17 protein-coding genes are annotated in these 19,622 nt (G+C 70.7%); 3 read left to right on the forward strand and 14 right to left on the reverse strand.

Going from position 1 to position 19,622, the window contains the following annotated elements; translation table 11 throughout:
- Positions 1–84: 84 nt before the first annotated feature.
- Positions 85–501 (reverse strand): hypothetical protein, encoded by a 417-nt coding sequence (locus tag WMF45_RS27070; RefSeq protein ID WP_437707359.1) that lies wholly within the window; start codon positions 499–501, stop codon positions 85–87.
- A 339-nt stretch (positions 502–840) separates the two neighbouring features.
- Complete coding sequence (gene mazG, locus WMF45_RS27075; RefSeq protein ID WP_437707360.1) at positions 841–1,695, reverse strand: nucleoside triphosphate pyrophosphohydrolase; 855 nt, start codon at positions 1,693–1,695, stop codon at positions 841–843.
- A 166-nt stretch (positions 1,696–1,861) separates the two neighbouring features.
- On the opposite strand from mazG, the gene WMF45_RS27080 reads away from it, so the two are divergent.
- The gene (locus tag WMF45_RS27080) at positions 1,862–3,121 is read left to right on the forward strand and encodes a hypothetical protein (protein WP_437707361.1); all 1,260 of its coding nucleotides are present in this window, start codon (positions 1,862–1,864) and stop codon (positions 3,119–3,121) included.
- Positions 3,122–3,436: 315 nt separating this feature from the next.
- Here the strand turns inward: WMF45_RS27080 and WMF45_RS27085 are convergent, their stop codons facing one another.
- The 3 genes from WMF45_RS27085 to WMF45_RS27095 all read right to left on the reverse strand — a co-directional run bounded on the left by WMF45_RS27085 (position 3,437) and on the right by WMF45_RS27095 (position 7,784).
- Positions 3,437–4,357, reverse strand: a complete 921-nt coding sequence (locus tag WMF45_RS27085) for a transposase (RefSeq protein WP_437707362.1) — start codon at positions 4,355–4,357, stop codon at positions 3,437–3,439.
- A gap of 217 nt (positions 4,358–4,574) precedes the next feature.
- Positions 4,575–5,753, reverse strand: coding sequence for a cytochrome P450 (locus WMF45_RS27090; RefSeq protein WP_437707363.1), 1,179 nt, complete (start codon positions 5,751–5,753; stop codon positions 4,575–4,577).
- 732 nt (positions 5,754–6,485) lie between these two features.
- Positions 6,486–7,784, reverse strand: a complete 1,299-nt coding sequence (locus tag WMF45_RS27095) for a flavin-dependent oxidoreductase (RefSeq protein ID WP_437707364.1) — start codon at positions 7,782–7,784, stop codon at positions 6,486–6,488.
- 101 nt (positions 7,785–7,885) lie between these two features.
- Between WMF45_RS27095 and WMF45_RS27100 the strand changes: the two genes are divergently transcribed.
- Positions 7,886–9,484: a ferritin-like domain-containing protein gene (locus WMF45_RS27100; protein ID WP_437707365.1), complete on the forward strand. Its 1,599-nt coding sequence runs from the start codon at positions 7,886–7,888 to the stop codon at positions 9,482–9,484.
- On the opposite strand, the gene WMF45_RS27105 is transcribed toward WMF45_RS27100, so the two are convergent.
- The gene (locus WMF45_RS27105) at positions 9,445–10,905 is read right to left on the reverse strand and encodes a hypothetical protein (RefSeq protein WP_437707366.1); all 1,461 of its coding nucleotides are present in this window, start codon (positions 10,903–10,905) and stop codon (positions 9,445–9,447) included. The genes WMF45_RS27100 and WMF45_RS27105 overlap by 40 nt on opposite strands.
- Before the next feature lie 5 nt (positions 10,906–10,910).
- The gene (locus tag WMF45_RS27110; protein WP_437707367.1) at positions 10,911–11,600 is read right to left on the reverse strand and encodes a hypothetical protein; all 690 of its coding nucleotides are present in this window, start codon (positions 11,598–11,600) and stop codon (positions 10,911–10,913) included.
- A 422-nt stretch (positions 11,601–12,022) separates the two neighbouring features.
- On the opposite strand from WMF45_RS27110, the gene WMF45_RS27115 reads away from it, so the two are divergent.
- Positions 12,023–13,063 carry a hypothetical protein gene (locus tag WMF45_RS27115; protein WP_437707368.1) on the forward strand — a complete coding sequence of 347 codons (1,041 nt, stop codon included), beginning with the start codon at positions 12,023–12,025 and terminating at the stop codon, positions 13,061–13,063.
- 81 nt (positions 13,064–13,144) lie between these two features.
- Here the strand turns inward: WMF45_RS27115 and WMF45_RS27120 are convergent, their stop codons facing one another.
- The 7 genes from WMF45_RS27120 to WMF45_RS27150 all read right to left on the reverse strand — a co-directional run bounded on the left by WMF45_RS27120 (position 13,145) and on the right by WMF45_RS27150 (position 19,588).
- On the reverse strand, positions 13,145–13,633 hold the full coding sequence (locus tag WMF45_RS27120; protein ID WP_437707369.1) for an FHA domain-containing protein: 489 nt from the start codon (positions 13,631–13,633) through the stop codon (positions 13,145–13,147).
- Between the two features lie 267 nt (positions 13,634–13,900).
- Positions 13,901–14,122 (reverse strand): hypothetical protein, encoded by a 222-nt coding sequence (locus tag WMF45_RS27125; protein ID WP_437707370.1) that lies wholly within the window; start codon positions 14,120–14,122, stop codon positions 13,901–13,903.
- Positions 14,123–14,386: 264 nt separating this feature from the next.
- Positions 14,387–15,673 carry a pectate lyase family protein gene (locus tag WMF45_RS27130; protein ID WP_437707371.1) on the reverse strand — a complete coding sequence of 429 codons (1,287 nt, stop codon included), beginning with the start codon at positions 15,671–15,673 and terminating at the stop codon, positions 14,387–14,389.
- Between the two features lie 384 nt (positions 15,674–16,057).
- The gene (locus WMF45_RS27135; protein WP_437707372.1) at positions 16,058–16,705 is read right to left on the reverse strand and encodes a hypothetical protein; all 648 of its coding nucleotides are present in this window, start codon (positions 16,703–16,705) and stop codon (positions 16,058–16,060) included.
- A gap of 104 nt (positions 16,706–16,809) precedes the next feature.
- Complete coding sequence (locus WMF45_RS27140; RefSeq protein WP_437707373.1) at positions 16,810–17,517, reverse strand: SDR family NAD(P)-dependent oxidoreductase; 708 nt, start codon at positions 17,515–17,517, stop codon at positions 16,810–16,812.
- A 109-nt stretch (positions 17,518–17,626) separates the two neighbouring features.
- Positions 17,627–18,775 carry a PAS domain-containing protein gene (locus WMF45_RS27145; RefSeq protein WP_437707374.1) on the reverse strand — a complete coding sequence of 383 codons (1,149 nt, stop codon included), beginning with the start codon at positions 18,773–18,775 and terminating at the stop codon, positions 17,627–17,629.
- Positions 18,776–18,862: 87 nt separating this feature from the next.
- Positions 18,863–19,588, reverse strand: a complete 726-nt coding sequence (locus tag WMF45_RS27150; RefSeq protein ID WP_437707375.1) for a zf-TFIIB domain-containing protein — start codon at positions 19,586–19,588, stop codon at positions 18,863–18,865.
- Positions 19,589–19,622 lie beyond the last annotated feature (34 nt).

Below are 19,622 nucleotides of genomic sequence, written 5' to 3' on the forward strand. Positions count from 1 at the left end.
ATCGAGTACCGCGTTCACGAAGGTGAGCGGGCGCGGTGGACATTGCGCCATCAGGAGGTCAGTCCCGGCGAATTATCGAAGCAGTCATCGGGACTCCGCATGAGCGTGCGCACGAAGAGCGTCGAGGATGGTCCAGCCAAACGCCGGCTTCGGCAGCACCATGGGCGGCAAGGAGTGGCCGTCTGGTCCCAGCGCGGAGCGAAAGGACTGTGGTGTGCCCGTCACGAGGAGAATGAGGAGCTTCGGTCGCGCGCTCCGCAGCGACGAGATGAACGTCACGATGTCGCCGGGATCGAAGTCGTCTGGAAACAGAACCAGGGCGGTCGCGGCGGGCGCCACCCTGTTCGCGTCGTTCAATGTCCTTTTGCCGTTCGACGCAACCCCGGCCTGGCTGAAATAGGCATGAAGCGCGTCGATCGTCTCTGGATTGTCCGCGACGACGGCAACGTGGAGCAACCTGGCGGAAGAGCGGTTTGCCATGGCTGCCCGGGCGTCTAGCAAGCCGTGGGCCGCCTCGTGAAAGGCGCAAGAACCTTGAGGACGCGCCTATCGGGATGGAAGAGCTGACGACCCTTTCGGAGAACAGCGGCTCAAAACGACAGATTGACGCGATAGACAGGAAAGGTTCACGTGAATTTCGTCTTGATCAGACCGCATTTCGATGGGATGGCGCCTCCTTGACCGCTCCGAAGGCCGGCCAGCGGAGGCAGCGGCGCGTCGGTCGCGGCGCCGTCGGAGCGCCGCTCGCCCGGGGTTGGCCGCTTGCTGAGAGGCCGCATAGATGAATGACGCCGGATGCTCCCCGGCGCGCATCTCGCCAAGACGGTGCGCGCGCCGCGGTCAGGTCTGCCGCTCCGCGCGCTTGGCCTCGTCCCAGTAGCCGTCGAGCTCCTCCAGCGTGAGCGTGTCGTGGGACGCCTTGACAGGCCAGCCCCCGTGCCGCTCAATGACCCGCCGTTCGACGTGATCGAAGCGCCGGGTGAACTTGTCGATCGTCCGACGCAGGGCCCCCTCTGCGTCCACGCCGGCGTGGCGCGCCAGGTTCCCGAGCGCGAAGAGCACGTCCCCGAGCTCCTCCTCGATCGCGGCGGAATCGCCGCTTTCGAGGGCCCGATCGAGCTCCCCGAGCTCCTCGTCCACCTTCGCGCGCGAGCCCCGCGCGTCCGGCCAGTCGAAACCCACGCGCGCGACCTTCTCGCCTACCCGCTGCGCCCGGGTCAGCGCCGGCAGGCTGCGGGGAACGCCGCCGAGCACGCCGCGGTCCTTCCCCTGCCTCGCCCGCTCGTCCGCCTTGATGCGCTCCCAGTTCTGAAGCACCTCGTCGGCGTTCTCGGCGCTCTCGTCCGCGAACACGTGGGGGTGGCGCCGCACGAGCTTCTCGCAGATCGCAGCGATCACATCGTCCGGCCCGAACGCCCCCTCGGCCCGGGCGAGCTCGGCCTGGAAGACGACCTGGAGCAAGAGATCGCCGAGCTCCGCGCACAGCTCCTTGCGGTCGCCGCCGTCGATGGCGTCGATGACCTCGCACGCCTCCTCGAGCACGTAGCGCCGGAGCGTCGCGAAGCTCTGCTCGCGATCCCAAGGACATCCGTCCGGTGCGAGGAGCCGCTGCATCAGCTCGACCATGCGCGGAAACGTACGACCGACCTGCTCGGGGAGCGGCGGTGCCTTCACGGGCTCGAAGGAACGAGGCATGCAGTGGTACTAGCGCAAACCGCCCCCGCTCCGGAAGCAGAGGCAGAGGAAGCAGAGGAAGAGGAGACGATGCAGGGCGCGCTATCGCAGAGCGTCATCCTGGCTTCCGAGGCCGTAGCATGAGAAAAGTACGGAGGGCATCGAGGCTCCGACGACGAGGACGACCATGAAGAGCGCAGGCTATGTGGTGCTGTTCGCGATCGCCGGCTGCTCGCAGGGGGTGTGTCGGAGCATCGGGAGCGCGCCGGGCGCGGCGCCGAACCCGGGAGCAGCGGCGGAGGAGCCCGTGACGGCGGCCCTGGTCAACAGCGGCGAGCAGGAGGTGCTGGACGAGGAGATCACCCCGCTGCGCAAGGGTGGGCGCCACCTCATCGCGGAGCCGCCGGACGACGCGGAGGAGCTGACGTACGCCGCATGGATCGCGGCGGCAGGGCTCGCCGCGCAGAACAGGCAGCCGCCGCCGGCCGCGCCACCGGGGTTCGCGCTGCGGGCGGTCCGCGGGCGCGACCTGTGGGTGTTGTCCGAGGACGGCACGCGCCGCCGCGGAGCAGCCGCGGTCGTGCTGCGCGTAGGAGCGGCCGTGCCGCTGATCGTCGAGGCGCCGCACACGTTCTTCGATCGGGGAACGCTGCCCGTCGCCCTGGCCATCTTCGAGGCGCAACGGGCGCGCGCGCTGATCGTGAATACGTCGCACCGGTACGGCGGGGGTCCCAACCCACGCAACGCCAGCGTGGACGAAGAGGGCGCAGAAGGCGGGCGCCCCAACCTGGGTGCGGCTGCCGGCGCAGAAGGCGGGCGCCCCAACCTGGGTGCGGCTGCCGGGGGCGGGCGCAACCCGGGTCACACCGCGGATGGTGACGAGAGCACGGAAGGCGCTGGTGGCGAGGACGGCGGTGATGAAGCCGTCGACGGCAACACCACGCAGGACGCCGCCCAGGGCACCGGCGGCAGCGCTCGTGGAGACAACCGTGCTTCACGAGAGCGGCTGATTGCGTCGCTCGCCTTCGCAGACGTAGCCCACGCCGAGCGTTCGTTCTTCCTGTCCGTGCACCGGGCGCTGCTCCAGAGCTTCCCCGGCACGCCCACCGTGCAGCTGCACGGCTTTCAAGACCGTTCGGCTCCGAATGCCGCCATTATCGCCAGCGCGGTGGGGCACGGCGCCGCGCTGGATCGGCTGCTCGCCCCTCTACGGGCGTTCATCAACGATGGGAAGGTCCTCGCCTACCCCACCGAGATCGATAGGTTGGGGGGTGCCACGAACGTGCAAGCACGCTGGTCGCGTCAGATGGGCGCACCGTTCTACCATGTTGAGATGTCCCGAACGCTGCGCGACAAGCTGATCGTGGATACGGATTTCCGGCGCCGCTTCGCGGCGGCCTTCTCGGGGCTCACAGTCGGAACGAGTCGGATGCGCGACCCAGGTTGACCGCAACGGTATTGTCCGCAACGACCCGGCTCAACGGATGCCAAGCATTCGTTCTGCACGGCGAGCCGCTCCAGATCGTCCCAACAACCGGTGAACTATCGGCGTCCGCCGAGCAAACGCAATCAGCGTCACCCGGGGCCGAGCCCATCCGCGATCGACACCGCATCCCTCGGTCGTAGGCGTGCGCGCAGCGCCCTATGAACACTTCGCCCGCCCGCGTCAGCTCCTCCAAACGGATGTTCCCATGAGACGGCAACGACCCGTCGGAGCCGCCCCTTCCTATTCCGCGCCGCCGTGAAGCTCGCCTCCCGCTATCTACACGGTGAGCCCGAAATCCCTCGTGCTGGCGCCGTGGAACGTGCACATCCACCACGTCCCCGCCGGAAATACCACGCTGCGCACCCCGGCGCGCCACCATTCGAGCGCAGCGCGGTACGACGCGCGAAACGCCCGCACAGCGGCGCCAGCGATTCGACGTGCGTCCCCCTGCTCGCGGCCGACTGCAAAGGTCGGATTGCGTTCACCCGGCGCCTCAAAGCTCGTTACGCGCTCGTACGGGCAGATCTTGGTGACTCGCTCAGCACCAAGAAAACGACGCCCCTGCTCCTGCAGCACCGAATGGGCCTTCGCCTCCAGTACATTGAGTTCGGCGGCAACATCGTGGCGAAAGTCATCAACGCTGTCCTGTTCTACCGCCGGTGGCAACGCGAGAGGCAACGTCACTTCCTCGGGCCATTGCGGATTTTCCGGGTCAAGATACGCGACGGGACGCGCCGCTCGCAGCACGCCGCAGCCGAGCTCTCTCACATCGACTTTCGCCCCCGGCCACTCACGTGCATGCCGGACGAGGCCAGCGGCTACAGGGTTTGCGAGTACGTAGGCTATTTTTTCCACCACGGCAGCGCGCGTCAGGAGTCGCACGACGCTCGTGGCTTCGTGGTCCCATACCGGTCCTTCCCACGCGCGAAGCACCTTGGTCCCGAGCGCCACGATACGATGAAAGAACTGCAAGAAGCGCGGCAGGACTCCATTCACGTCCGTCACGACCAGGTGCAGATGGGTTGACATCGCGCAGAACGCGTGAACCTCGATCCCGAAGCGCCGGGCCGAGATCGCGAGGGCGTAGACCAGGAGCTCGGTGATGGCTGCGTCGGGGCGAAAGAGCAGGTGCCGACGCAAGACGCGACGGGTGATCATATAGGTAGCGCCGGGTGCGATCTCGCGGGGGTGGCTCATGGCCCGTCCACATCAACAAACGCTGTGCCAGAGATCGCAGTCAATCATTTCAAGGGATTGCCGTGCCCGGCAGGTGGCGGCTCCTACGCCGGGGGTGGCGGCCGCCATGCCACTCGGATAGCCCTCCCCGGGTAGAGTCCTCGTCGAGTCCACAACGTGGGTCGGGTCGCGGGCCGTCAACCTGGGTCGGGTCGCGACCTGGGTCGGGTCGCGAAAATTACACGAGTAGAGCCGGAATCTGGTCAGGTCCGAACGCGGCCGCGCCGCGCGGCGCCGTTGAGAACGTCGGTTGCACGGTCGGATCGGCCCGCAGCGCCGGAAAGCGCTCGAGCAGGAGCGAGACGCCGATCCTCGCCTCCATCCGCGCAAGCGGCGCCCCGACACAGTAGTGCGGACCGCCGCCGAAGTTCAGCATCCCCACGGGTCGTCGATGGATGTCGAAGGTCTCCGGTCGCGGGTAGATCTCCTCGTCGTAATGGCGAGCGATCAGCGACAGGTAGAGGATCGTCCCCGCGGCCAGCGTTTCGCCGCCGAGCGTCGCCTCACGCTCGACGAACCGCACGATGCCCGCCGCGCTGTTGCACCAGCGGGTCGACTCCTCGATGGCCTGCGGCAGGAGCGAAGGTTGCTGACGCAGCTGGTTCATCGCGTCGGGGTGGGCGAGCAGCGCCACGAGCAGGTTGGCCAGCATCCAGCTGGTCGTCTCGTAGCTGCCGAGGATCAACGTGAGCACGACCCCCTCGCACGCCTCCACTCCGCCTAGGCCCTCCGCGACGATCGCCCGCGCAATCTCGCCGAGCAGCGTATCGCTCGGGTGCGCCACCTCGCGCTCGGCGATCTCCCGCAGCTGCGCTTCCATCGCGGCGTGGGCGCTCCGCCCTTCGGCCACGACGACGGGATCCTGCGGCATCACGACGCTACGGATCATCTTGCGAATCAGCACGTCATTCTCGGCGATCCGCTCCTCCGGGAGCCCGAAGAGGGCGCTCGTCACGCCCATGGGCATCGACATCGCAAAATCATCAAAAAGATCCGCCCGCTCCTTCCGCACGAGCCGTTCCACGACCCTGCGCGCCACCGGGGTCACGGTCGCCTCCTCGTAGCGGGAGATCACGCGTGGGGAGAGGACCGCGTTGAAGAGCCGCCGCATGCGCGTGTGCGACTCACCGTTGAGCGTCACGAGCGCCCCTTTCAGGATCCCGGTGTCGTAGGCCCGGGTGCTGAAGGTCTCGCTGTCGCGCAGCACCGCGGCCACATCGGCCCCGCGGAGTACGACCGGCACGCCGAGTCCCTCGTCGAAATAGACGGAGTGCTCCCTCGCCGCAGCGGCGAGATGGATCCCGAACGCCGAAGGGTCTTTCGAGGTGAAAGAAAATAGATTCCTACGAGGCAGCATACATAAAACCTAGTATTCCATCTCGAAACGCGGATCAAGCCGCATTGCCATGACTTCGGATGGGACGTCGGTGTGGAAGAGCGGTTATAGCGGACGCTTCTCCCACGTTGGCTTCGCGTGCGGGCCCTGTAGGTGCCCCCCGCCTGGTCTTGGGTCACGCCCGCCCGCCCGCACCGTGGTTGTGTCGCTGTCGGCGATCTGCGGCGATCGACGCTGATGGCGATCACCCTACGGACGGCATGGAGCGGCGCCTTCATGGCGCTCGAGAGGTCGGTGCCGCGCCGCGGACGAGCCGAGATCCGTCCATGGTGGTTCGTCGAATCCCTGGCGACGAAAAACCGCTCAACTCGGGAGTCAGGCCGGTCACCGAGAGGATCGATAGATCCCACCGCCTGCCTTGAGAAAGCGCCGGAAGCCGCCAGCAGGCGCGAGCGCATCCGTCATGGACGGTCGCCAGGCCCCATGAGCCGAGCCAGAGACTCATCGTGCCCTGCACCGGCGCCTATGGCAGGAGCACAAAACAACAGAGCGCCCATTCGACGGTGGGGGGAAACCGTCACGGGCGCTCTGCTTGCGTCTCTTGCAGGAGGTGAGCCAAGGACGTCCCTGCCTGATTTCAGATGCTTTCCCTACAGCGACAGATGTGCACCTGTCGGTTGTGGAATCGTAGCTTGCTGCGTTGCGAGCGGAGCGTGGCGGCCTTCGGCCAGCGGCTCGCCGGAACCGCGCCGATCAGCTGGAGCCGTTCGGCTCTCCCGGCGCCTCCCGTCCCCCGCCGACGCCCCACGACGGCCGGGCGTTGAGCTCCTCAACGTCGGTTCCAATCATCTCCGTGTAGCTGCGACCCATCTCCTCGAGCTCGTCGCTGCTCAGCACGTCCTCGATCCGGGCGAAGCCCGCCGGCGCTCGCTGCTCCACCATCGAGAGGACCCGGTCGGCGCCCATCGCTCGGTTCGCGAGGACGAGGGAGCTCGTCGGCGGACGGCGCGCAGCTTCATACGAGGCGAGCGCCTCTTCGGGGGCGCTCGTCCGGGCGAGGTGCCAGGCCAGCACGCGAGCATCGAGGATCGCCTGGGAGGCCCCGTTGGAACCGACAGGGTACATGGGATGTGCCGCGTCGCCGAGCAGGGTGACCCGGCCAGCGCCCCACCACGGCAGCGGATCGCGATCGATCATGGGATACTCGAAGATGACGGGCGCCGCGGCGATGAGCGCCGGAATGTCGAGCCAGGAGAAGCGCCACGCCGCGAAGTGGGGCAGCACGTCTTCCAGGCGTCCGCGGCGGTTCCAGCTCCCCGGCGCGACCGCCGCCCCTTCGTGCAGCCGCACCTCCGCCACCCAGTTGATCGCGGACCGGTCGCGGAGCTCCGCGCGGCGGGAGATGGGATAAGCGACGAACTTGGCGGCCAGGTTGCTGCCGGCCATGATCATGCTGCGCCCCCCCAGGAACGGCTCGCCCTCGGTCACGCCGCGCCACATGTGAATGCCGTTCCACCGGGGCGGCCCCTCCGCCGGGTGGAGCTGCGCGCGAACCACGGAGTGGATGCCGTCGGCCCCGACGAGCATGTCCGCAGGGACCACGTCGCGCTCACCGGTCCGCCGATCCCGCACCGTGACCTGCACCTCGGACGTCGTCTGCTCGAACCCCTCCACCGCCAGCCCGACGCGCACGCTGGAGGCCCCCAGGCGCCGCTGCACCGCCGCGAGCAACATCAACTGGAGCTCACCACGGTGGATCGACACCTGTGGCCAGCGATACCCGGCGGAGATACCCCGCGGATGGCCCCAGATCCGACCCCCGAACCGATCGTGGTGAACGAGCTCGGCGGTCGGGATCCCTGTCGCCACCAGCGCATCTTCGAGGCCAAGCTCCGTCAGCTCTCGCACGGCGTGAGGAAGGAGGTTGATGCCGACACCGAGCGGCCTGATCTCTCGCGCGGCCTCCACGACACACGCATCGATGCCGGCCGCGTGCAGGCTCAGGGCCGCCGTCAGCCCGCCGATCCCCCCGCCCGCGATCAACACCCGCATCACGCGACGCTCGCACGGCGCGCCGGACGCGGCAACGAGGCTCGCGGCGCCCGCGACCGCGGCGCCGAATCCGGGTAAGATCTTCGAACGAGGGACATACCATGCGATTGCTCGTCTCGATGGACTCTTGGGGTGCGAGGCTGCTCTCGGTGCTGGCGATCGCGCCTGCGCTGAGCTGCGGTGGAAACGTCACGTCCGGTGAAGGCTCGGGCGGCGGCACAGGTGAAGGCACCTCCAGCAGCACAGGTGAAGGCACCTCCAGCAGCACAGGTGAAGGCACCTCCAGCAGCACAGGTGAAGGCACCTCCAGCAGCACAGGCGGCCTGCCGCCCGAAGGGTTTCCGTTCGGTTGCGACGATCCGGAGCCCATCGTCGTCGCGGACCAGGACACGGGGTACGTGCGCTGCGCCGACGGCTGGATCCACCGCGCGGAGGTCGTGACCTGTCCCAGCCCGCTCCCGCGTGCCAAGGCCTGCGCGGACCCGAGCGGCGCGACGGGGAACTGCACCTCCGACGCCGACTGCACCGAGCAGCCACACGGCCACTGCGACGTCATGACCGGAGGCGAGGTGGCTCCAGGGTGCTTCTGCCAGTACGGGTGCACGACCGACGCCGACTGCGGCGAGGGGCAGATCTGCCTGTGCGGCGATCCGGTCGGGCAGTGCGTGCCCTCGCGGTGCACCAGCGACAAGGACTGTGGAAGGCTGCTCTGCTCCAGCTATGTCCTGCACCCCGGATGCGGCGGGACCGCCTTCGCGTGCCAGACGGCCGCCGACGAGTGCGCCAGCGACCAGGACTGCTCAGGGGACGAGCAATGCTCGCTCGAGGCCCTTCGGCACACCTGCACGGCGGAGATCTGCGCGATCGGCCGGCCGTTCCTCGTGGAAGGCGTCGTGCGCGCCGCGCAGCCCGCCGCGCGCGACGACTGGCGGACCGCCGCTCCGGACGCGCCGCCTCGCCTGGCAGAGCTGTCCGTCGAGCAACGGGCGGCCCTCGCCGAGCACTGGACCCGCGCCGCCCTCCTCGAGCACGCGTCGATCGCCGCGTTCGCGCGGTTCGCGCTTCAGCTCCTGTCGCTCGGCGCGCCGCCGGAGCTCGTCGCTGCCGCGCAGGCGGCCATGGGCGACGAGGCCGACCACGCGCGCACGTGCTTCGAGCTGGCCAGCGCGTTCGCCGGCCGCGGCGTCGGCCCAGGGCCGCTCGCCATCGACGGCGCCCTCGGCGGCGAAGGCGCCCGCGAGATCCTCGTGACGACCCTGCGCGAGGGGTGCATCGGCGAGACCATCGCCGCGATCGAGGCGGCAGAGGCCGCCCTCCACGCGACCGATCCCGCGGTGCGGCGCGCGCTCGAGAAGATCGCCGAGGACGAGACGCGGCACGCCGAGCTCGCCTTCCGGTTCGCGGCCTGGGCCCTCGACCGCGATCCTTCCCTCGCGAGCGCCATCGTCGACGAGCTCGCCGCGGCCTCCTCGGAGCTCCCCGCCCCGAGCGAGGCGAGCCACGGCGGCCCGCTGCTCGGCTTCGGCGTGCTCTCCCCGCAGCACCGGCGCGCGATCCGGGAGCGCGCGCTCGCTCAGGTCATCGCGCCCTGCGCGCGGGCGCTGCTCTCGCGCGGCGGCGGCAGCATCGAGCGCAGCCGCCCCCGCCCGGCGGACGGCCGTCAGCGCGAGGAGACCGACAGCTTGGCGACGAACAGCTGACCGTCCTCGACCTCGACAGGGCAGTTCAGGAGCGCGAAGTCGGCGCCGGACGTGCCTGCGAGGAACACGTCCGTTCCGGAGACGGCGAGCGCCAGGATCCGCTGGAGCGCAGGGCCGCCGAGCGCGCCCAGCCACTCGACCTCGCCGTCCGTGGCCCGGAGCCGCGCGAGGAAGGCGTCCCCCTCGCCGGCCTCCCCGCCGATCTCGACGTCATCGATCGTCATCTGCTGATCGAAATGCCCGGCCACGACGATCTTTCCGAGCTCGTCTACGCCGACGACCTGCGCCGATTGAGCCCCGCTGCCCCCGAGCTGCTTGGCCCACGTGGCGGCGCCGCTCCGGTCGAGGTGCGCGGCGAAGCCGTCCTCTCCGGTGGAGACGCTCTCGCCGGCGAGATCGATCTGCCCCTCGAACGAGCCGGTCAAGACGACGCCCGCCTCGAGCATCGCCACGGCGCTGGTGCGCTGATCGCCGCGGAGAGCGGAGTAGTGTCGATACCAGACGTCCGCCCCATCGGCGCGCCATCCATCACAGATCCACGACGCCGGAAACGACGCCAGGAGCGCGTCGATCCCGTCCGAGGCCGCGCCGCCGGGCGGCAGCGCGCTCTCGAAGCCGGGGAAGCCCACGTTCACCCGGCCCTCGAAATCGGCGATCACGAAGGCGTCGCCGGAGGCCACTCGGAGATCGCGAGGCCAGAAACGCGCTCCCTCACGGCCCGCGAAGACGCCGCTGCACGGATTCAGGAGGGTCTGTGCATCGTAGCTGGAGAACCCGATGTCCAGCCCGCCCTGGAGCGACGTCAGGACGAAGACGCGGTCGCCCTCCGCCGCGACCGCCTTCACCTCGTCAAGACCGCTGGACCCGTGCGTCGCGCACGCCGCGACCCCGTCGGGATCGCTCTTGTCGAGCCGCGCCACGAACGCGTCGCCGGCGCCCTCGGGCAGCCCGCACTCCGCGCCGAACGACAGGCTGCCCGTGAAGTCGCCCGCCACGTAAACGCTGCCGCCGTCCAGCGCGATCGCGGTCGCCTGGTGGACGTGGGTCGCGGTGTCGTTCTCCGCGTTCCCGAAGCGCTCGCTCCACACGTGGTTCCCGTCCCGCGCGAGGTGCGCCACGAAGACGTCCTTGCCGGCGCCTCCCGCCGTGAGCGGCGCGCCGCCGGCAACGGTGAGGTCCCCCTTGAAGCCGCCCGCCAGCCACAGGGTGCCGTCCTCGTCGGCCGCGATCCCGCCGAGCGTGGTCTCGGCGTCACCGAAAGACATCACCCACTGGCACGTATAGCCGGGCTCGCTGAACGAGCCGCCGCCGACGCCCTGCTCGTCGATGAGCTGAATGCCGACGATCTCCGCGCAGCCCGCGCTGCTCGCCGCCAGGAGAGAGCTCGCCAGCCACAGCCGAGCGCGCCTTTCGAGCCTCATCGTCATCAGAACGCCCCGACGACCGAGCCACCGACGACGCCCGGAGCGAGCTGGACGCGGGCGGTCGCGCGCGGCCCGTCCGAGGGCAGCGTCAGCCAGAGGACGGCCGTGCCGGCGAGCGCCATGCCCGCGGCGATGAAGGAGAAATCGGACACGGTCGCATACGACATCGCCTTGCTGGACAGATCGGGCACCGGCTGCGCGCAGTCCCTGTAACGCCTCGGATTCGCGCACGCCGTCTTCGCCGCGTCGTCGACCTTGTCCCACGTGGAGATCGCCAGGCCACCAAAGGTGCTTCCGAGCGCGATGCCCGCCAGCGTGAGCCCGCCCGTCACCCACATCAGGCTCCGGTGGATCGGATCCGGCCTTACGTCGTAGAGCGTCGGCCTGCGCGGCTCGATGTCGCCGGCGGAAGGCGCGGGCTCCTGCGGCGCTGCCGCGCTCGGCGCGAGCGCCCTCACGGGGACCTCGGCGGCCTCTCCCGGCCGCGTCACCTCGACGTCGCGCGCGAGGGCGTACCTCGCGGGCGCAGCCGCGATGACCTTGTGCTTCCCCGGCTCGACAGGGCGAGCCGCGCCGGCCCCTTTCGCGGCCACGCCGTCGAGCGTCACCGCGCGCCCCGGGAGCGCCTTCACCTCATCGGCGGTCGGCTCGGCCTGGGCCGCGCCCGCCTGCGCCCAGGCGGCCAGCGTCACGAGGAGACCGAGCGCGGGCCGACCGAGCCCCCTTCGCCCCGCGCGCCCCACACCCTTTGCGGAGCGCCGGGAGCCTCTGCTGATCGCTTCAGGCATCGAGTCCCCTGGAAGGTCGGCGAGCGACACCTGCTTCAGGTCCCCGCGCTGGACCACGATGACCGATAACAGGGCACCGCGACGAGCGCCAGACGAAAGACCCCCCCACGCCAGCCGCCACGCCGCGCCCCTTGCTGCCCCCCTGCGCCCCTTACGACCCTTGCGCCGTGTTCCCGCTTCGACGCACGCGGCCTTTGCGCTAGCGTTCCGCTCGCGGTTCCTCGCGGTTGCTCTCGTTCCTCTCGTTCCTCTCGGTTCCGGTCTCGCCCCTCGCTCCCAGGTCGTCGAGCGTACCGGCTGGAGCGCCCTCGCGAACAGGTGCCCTGATGTCCTCCGTGCCAGCCCCCAAGAAGAAGCGGTCCAAGAAGAGCGCGCGCTCGCTGCCTCGCAGGGACGAGGAGTGGATCGGCGGCTTCTTCTCCCTGCGCGCGTTCGTGCACGAGGGCGACGACGCGTACCGCCCCGAGGCGGTCGTCTGGATGACCGAGCGCGGCTTCGTCCTGAACTGCGCCGCGCTGCGCCCCGGCGACGTCGTGACGGGCGCGGTCGACAGCTTCGAGGCCGCCGCCAGAGGTCCCCTGGAGGGCAAGCCGCGGCTGCCCGAGCGCGTGCGCGTGGCCTCGCCGGCGCTCGCGGAGGCCCTGCGGGCGCGGCTCGGCCCGGAGGTCGAGGTCCGCGTCGCGCCCACGCCGGAGATCGACGTCGTGGCCGAGGACCTGGAGGCCCACCTCGGCGCGCGGGACGGCCGCCTGACGCCGAGCTTCCTCGGGGGCGGCATCGAGGCGCCGGCCATGGCCTCGTTCTTCCGCGCGGCGGCCGCGCTCTACCGCGCTACGCCCTGGAAGGCGGTGCCCAGCGACGCCGACATCATGGCGCTGTCGATCCCGTCGCTCGGCGCGCGCGATCTCGCGCTGTGCGTCGTCGGGCAGGCTGGCCAGAGCCACGGCGTCCTCCTGTTCGAGAGCGCGCGCGGGTTCGAGCTCTACCTGGCCGAGACGGCCAAGCTCCCGGACGCGCCGCCCGCGTCGCTGCCGGCGAGCTTCTTCTCGCTGAGCTTCGATCGCGCGAGCGACCTGCACCCCGCGCTGCGCGCCGAGGTCGCCGAGCAGCGCTGGGAGCTGGCCGACCCGGACGCGTACCCCACGCTCGCGATGGTCGACGAGGACCTCATCGGCCGCAAGCCGACGCCGAAGGAGCTCACGGCCTCCGAGGCGCTCGCGCTCGGCCTTGTCGAGCTGATGAAGCGGCGCAAGGAGATCACGAAGGCGTTCCGCGACGGCGCCCCGGTGGAGGCGAGCTACGTCGTGGAGACGCACGCGGGCCCGGTGGAGGTGCTCTTCCGCGCGCCCCACCCGGAGCGGAGCTGATCCCGGCGGCGGCTCCGGCGAATCCGTCATCAGGGCTCGGGCGATCCGACGGGCGAGCGCAGCAGCGGGGAAGCCCCGCCCTCAGCGAGCGACGAGCCGGTAGAGATCGGCGTTCACGATGAACTCGCAGAGGACGTTGCCGAGCTGGAGCATGTCGCCGCTGCGGAGGGGCACGCCGTCCCCGGACGGCGCCATGAGCCGGTCGTTCAGGAAGGTCCCGTTGGTGCTCTTTCTCGCGTGGAGCATCGGGGTGTCCGCGACCAGCACCGAGATGTGGGCGTGGACCTTGGAGACGGACGCGTCGCGGAGCACGATATCGCTGTTCAGCGCCCGCCCGATGAGGATGCGATCCTGCCAGGGGCTCTCGGGGCGCTTCGCCACAGGCAGGAGCTCGCAGCCGTGCGACGTGGCGATCATCCCCGACGAGATCCGGTGACGGGACGAGGTCGGCTGGCCGCTCATGCCAGGCGCTGTCCCGGCGACGAGGGTCTTGAACGACGGAGGAGGTTGGTCATCGGGGCCGAGCTCCCGGAGCAACCAGGCGTGCGGGTACTTCCGATCGAACGCCATCCGTGAAATCGCCCGGCTCTGAGCAGAAAGCGCCGCGAAGGTCAACATGACGAGATCTTCCCCCAGGTTCCGGGCCGTTCGAGCGAGCTGAGCTGCCCGAGCGGCGCATCGCCCAATTCGGCGGGGCCCGATAGGCCCTTATACATCAGGAGACGACGGAATCACCGGGCGCCACGAGACACCTTCGAGACGACCTCCGGCGCTGAACGGACCACATCGTCGGCGCTCGCCCCACTCCGCCGATCGCCCGCCCGCGCCCCGCCGCCATCACCGCGGCGCGCAGGCGGCCTTCACGGCGGCGACGTGGACGCCGCTCGGGTAGGTCGTGAGGTAGCGACGTCGGGCCTCCTCGCATGCGGCTCGTTTCCCCTGGCCATCGTGGAGCCGGACAAGGCGGGCGCGCGCATCTTCGTGGACCGACGAGCCTGCCACCGACGAGGCGGCGGTCTTGAGCGCGTCCTTGGCGTTCGTGCCCTGGCCTCGCTCCATCTCGATCGGCCGAGCTCGGCGAGCCGGCCCAGAGCCACCGGCGGCCATGGCGAGCGCCCCGGGCCTCGAGCCGCTCCTCGATGCGCTGCCACGGGCGCGCCACGCTCCCCTGGGTGAGGGGCGGTCGCACCCACGCGCGGAGGGGCGGCTCGGGGTTCATGCTGACGATGTACCCCGACGGGCCGGGAACGGCTCAGCCGGCAGGCGCGAGCATGGGCGCGCGCCCGCCTGGAGCCGCCGAGACGAGGAACGCGGCGGCGGCGCTCAGGGCAGGTTCGCCAGCGGGTCCGTCTTGCCGACGCCCGCGTGCTCCACGACGAGCGCCTTGACGGCGGCCGCGCGGTCGAGCGGGTAGTCGTACGGCGCGGCCCAGGAGCAGTCTTGCCCCGACTCCTGCGTCCCGGTGGTCTGCTCGAACAGGTTGTCGATGCGGTGCGTACCGCCGGCAGGGCTGTCCAGGGTGGTGATGGGGTTCTTCACCTTGTAGAAGTGATTGCCCTCCACCCTCAGACAGGCGCCGACCCGCGAGTTCACCCCCGACGCGGGGACGTCCTCGAAGTAGTTGTTGAAGACGTGCCCGTTGCCGCCGCGATAGCTCGGGACGCGGGAGTTCACGTTGCGGAAGCGGTTGTGATGGAAGGTGATGCGGCGATCGCTGTTGTCCTTGTCCGACGAGCCGACCAGCATGCCCTTCCAGTGGTCGTGCAGGTAGGTCCACGAGATCGTGATGTTCGAGGACTCGTGGGTCGCGTCGATGAGGCCATCGTACTTGTCCTTGTCGGAGTTCACGGCGGGAGACTCGGCCCAGAGCTCGCAGTGGTCGATCCAGACGTTGTGGCTCTCGTCCATGTGGATGCCGTCGCCGTTGCCGCTGCTGGCCAGCACGTGGTGGATCTTCAGGTTGCGGACGATGATGTTGGAGGCCCTCCTCAGATTGAGCCCGATCCCCTCCAGCTCTCCGCTCGACCCGACCCCCACGAGGGTCTTGTCGGAGGCGACGTCCACGTCGTCGCCGCTGCCGCTGATCTTGCCGGTAATCTGGATGATCAAGGCGCCGTCCCTCGCGGCCTCCCTCCTCAGAGCGTCGAGCGAGCTCACCGAGACGACCTGTCCGCCCTTGCCGCCGGTGGTGCCGTCGCCGGTCGTGGCGTAGCCGTAGAGCCTGAAGTCGACAGCGCCGGGGTCGCCGTCGCCGGCGCCGCTGCCCGAGCCGCCCGCGCCGCTGCTCGAGCCGCCGGCGCCTTCGTCCGAGCCGCCTGCACCGCTGCTCGATCCGCCGGTGCCTTCGTCCGAGCCGCCCTCACCGCTGCTGGATCCCCCCTCACCGCTGCCGGAGCCCCCGGTCCCGCCGCTGGAGCTGCCCGCGCCGGTCCCACCGGTCCCGGCAGCGCCGACACCGACGCTCGCCGTGGCGCCTGCGCTCCCGCTGCTCGTCGGCTGCCCCGCGTCGTCTTCCGGCTCTGATGTCTCCGAGCCGCACCCGACCACCGAAACGCCGAGGATGCCGAGCGCGATCAGCGCAGCCCAAGCGACTCGAGATTCGCACTTCATGAGCAAGTCACCTTTCCGTGATGAGCCAAGGCCAAGCAGCTCGCGCGACGCGGGCGGAGACGCCGGACAGCACACAAGCCGTTCGCCGGGGCATAACAGCAACGCACATGCCATCAGTTCAGGGCGGCCTGGCCCCGTCTGGAGCGCTCGGTTCCACCGCATTTCCCGCGGGAACCGCTGCCACGCCGCTCCTCTCCCCCGGGGCTCCCGGGCAGGCGCCGCGACCGAGGCTGTCAACCACGGGTTGACACGGTGGACACGTGCAACACCGCGTCATCAGCCCTGGCGCGCTCGGATGCCCGCCAGCCCTGGCGCGCTCGGATGCCGGCGGTATCGAGCGCCGCGGCGTGGTCCCGTGCTCGGCTCCGCGGAGCCTCCCGGGGATCAGGGGCCGATTCGAACGAGCTCGACCCAGTCGAGCCTCGCCGCGTCCTCGCGGCACCCGAACGAGACGATGTGCATCCCGGGATCGAGCGCGAACTTGAGCAGCAGCCCTGTCGCGTCCTTCGAGTCGTGAACGTAATCCTCGTGGAACTCGGTCCCGTTGAAGTCGTACCTGGTTCCTAGCTCCGGCTCATGGTCCACGCGGACCAGGAACGAGTTGTCCGTGCTCTCGTCGGGCCCCGTGGCGACCCTGGCCCTGATCTGGAACGTGCCGGCCTCGCCGACCTCGAACGAGCAGTCGACCCGATCGCTCTCGCAATTCGCCTCCTCGGGGACCGCCACGTACGTCCCGCCGCTCGCCAGCGGGTCGTCCACGCGCTCGAAGCGGCCGGAGAGCTCGCAGTCCTCGGCCTCGATCCTGATCCTGGACAAGCTGCTCCCCCCTCCCGCGGCCGCCGGCGAGGCGTCCCACGCCGCGGACAACCCCTCCAGCGAGCACGCGCAGGCCAGCACCGGCAGGAGCGCCCCCCAGCGCCCCCATCGCGCTGCACGCGCGACGGCCGCCGTCGCGAGCGCCGTGGGAGCCTCCCCCGCGCCGCGGCCCGCGCGAGGTCCCGTGTCCGCCCCAGGTCCCGAGCTCTCGTTCATCTCCCACGACGCTAGCAAGGCGCGCACCGGCGGCGCGGCACAACTTGTCGAGCCGGCGCGATTCACACGGGGCGCGCGGTCGTCAGAAGCACGCCCCGCGCGTGTCAGCGCGCGGCGGGACGCGCGTAGTCCTGCGCGCGGAAGAGCACCCCGTGGACCTCGCCGTCGACCAGCGCCGGGACGAGCGCCCCAGGCAGCACCGACTCGACGTCGTTCGGCGCCTTCGGCCCGCCGAGATCGGTCCGCAGCCACCCCGGGTCGAGGAGGTTCATCAGCACGCCCGTGCCACGGAGCGAAGGCGCCATGTCGCGCACGAACTTGTCGAGCGCGGCCTTCGACGCCGCGTAGGCCATCAGCTCGGGCTGATCCTGGATCCCGGAGGTCACCTGCACGATTCGCCCGAACCGCCGCTCCAGCATCGTCGGCAGCAGCCGGTACGTGATCCGTATCGGGCTGATGACGTTCACCTCGAAGCTGAGCCGGTAATCGTCCGCCGGCGTCTGCAGGTGCGAGGCGCGGAACGGCGTCATGATGGCGGCGTTGTTGAACAGGAGGTCGATCCCGCCCGACGCCGCGATGGCGTCGTCCAGCATGCGGTCGACCGCCGCCTGATCCGACAGCTCGCCCGAGACCGCGCTCACCCGGATCCCCTTGCCGGCGAGCTCCCCTTCGAGCTCGCGCGTGTGCGCCGCGTCGCGGCTGTGCAGGACGACGTTGCAGCCGAGGTCCGCGAGGCCGCGCGCGATCCGCTTTCCGATACCCCGGCTCGCGCCGGTGACAAGCGCCCACTTTCCGTTAATTTCAAGCTTCATGGCGGCCTCTTATGGCAGAGGCCGCCCGGCCTGGCAGCTCGAAAGCGCTGCGGCGGGCGCAGGCGCCGCGGGGACGCCGCTCCGGGCGGCGCCGCGCGCGCCGGCGCCTCTACGCCCGGCGCCGCGCCGCAGCGCGCTTCCGGCTGAACTCCAGGCCGCGGCCGAGGCTGCGCAGGACGAGCAGCTCCTCGCCGAGGTCGACGTCGACGAGCGCGCGCGCGACCTCCGGGCGGACGCCGGTGAGGATCGGCCTGGAGCCGAGCAGCTGGATCGCGTGCGCCAGCCGCTCCAGGGCCGCGGCGCCGTCCGGATCGAGCGCCTCCGCGCCGGTGACGTCGAGGACCACGTGGGACGCCCGCTGCGCCACGATCGCGGGGAGGAGCCGCTCTCCGAGCTCGCCGCCGCGCTCCGCGTCGAGCCGCCCGATGAGCGGCACCGCGAGCGTGCCCCGGCCGACGTCGAGGATCGGCGCGGAGAGGTTCAGGATCTGCCGCCGTTGCTCCTCCACGAGGGCGAGCGAGCGGTTCAGCTGGTCGATGAGCCGGCCCTGCTCCTCGACCTGCCCCTCGGCGCGCCGCTGCGCCGTGACGTCGAGCTGCTGCACGAGCACCGCGCGCGCGCCGGTCACGGGATCGGTCGTGGGGCGCGCCTCCACCTGGTGCCACCGCTCGCCGTCGGTCGTGACGACCCGCACTTCCCCTGCCCACGCCGCCTCGGCGTCGATCGCGCCGCGCACCTTCGCGCTCACGCCCTCGTCCGGGAACGCCGCGTCGATCGTCGGCGCGTCGCCGAGGGCGCGCAGCGCCGCGGGGTTGTGGAAGAGCACCGTCCCCTCCCGGTCGACGAGGCTGACCAGCACCGACGAGTGGCGGACCGCCTCCACGCCCCGCACCATCGAGGCGCCGACGCTGGCGGCCTGAGGGAGCGCCTGGAACAGGATCGCGAGCCGCCCGTCATCGAGGTCGATCGGCTGCCCGTGGAGCGTCACGGTCGCGGGCGTCCCGCGCGGGTAGAGCGTCCAGTCCTCCAGCACCGTCTCCCCTTCCGCGAGGACGCGGAGGTAGCCGTCGAGCCGCGCGCGGACGGCCGGCGACAGGTCCGAGAGGTCGCGGGAGAGCAGCTCGGCGCGATCCGTCGCGTGCCAGAACGGGATGGCCTTCGCGTTCACCCAGGGGAACCGGTGCCGGCCGTGGTCGTAGACCCAGGTCGGCAGGACGGACAGATCGAGCGCCGACAGGCGCTGGTCGAGGGACGTCATGGCGTGGCGGCACGTCATACGACGCCCCAGTCCGTCCTGCACGCCCCTTAACGTCTCTTCACCGGCGCGGTCGGCGCGCGCGGACACTCAGCGGGTGATCTGCCATAAGAGCTCGAGCAGCTCCTGCACGGCGGCCCGCCGGCCGTTCCAGCGGGATTCCCAGGACGAGGCAGCCACGACGGCGCTCGCCCGACGCGCCGCCTCCCTGGCGATCTCGGCCTCCCGGCGCGACCGCGCCTCTTCCTCGATCTGCTGCTGCCGCGCCCTCGCGGTGCCGCCCGACGCGGCGAAGGCGAGGAGCTGCGGGAGCTCGCCCCGGTCGAACCAGGTGCCGTGTTCCCTGCAGATGTCGACGATGATGCCGCTCCTGCCGGCGAAGTTCTTGCGGTTCATCGGCTGGCCGCACGCCGGGCACCGGACGTAGCGCACGCGGACGTCGACGTGCTCCGGCCGCCGCGGCGGCCTCGGCGCGCTCGTCCCATAGCTCTCCCGGCGCTCCAGGAGGTCCCGCAAGAGCGCGTTGTCGACGAGCTGGCCGCCGCACCGGCCGCAGTCGCGCAGGAGGCCCGCCGCGGCGCGGAACGCCGAGAAGGGCACGCCGCAATCGGAGCAGAGGAGCGCGTCGGGCTCGGGGATGGGCTCCAGGCCGAGCTCGTGCCCGCACCCGTCGCAGCGCTCCGCGTCGGGGAGGTTCAGCTGGTAGCAGCCGCCGCAGCGCACGGTGGCGAGCGGCCCCTGGCAGCCGGGGTAACAGCGCCCCTCGGCGTTGATCAGGAGGCCGCATCGCGGGCACGTGCTGCGATCGGCGCGCACCCTGGGAGTCTAGACGCCCAGCGCGCTCACGAGA

This window comes from Sorangium sp. So ce448, from assembly GCF_051520915.1.
In the GTDB taxonomy this organism is placed as follows: Bacteria; Myxococcota_A; Polyangia; order Polyangiales; family Polyangiaceae; genus Sorangium; species Sorangium cellulosum_B.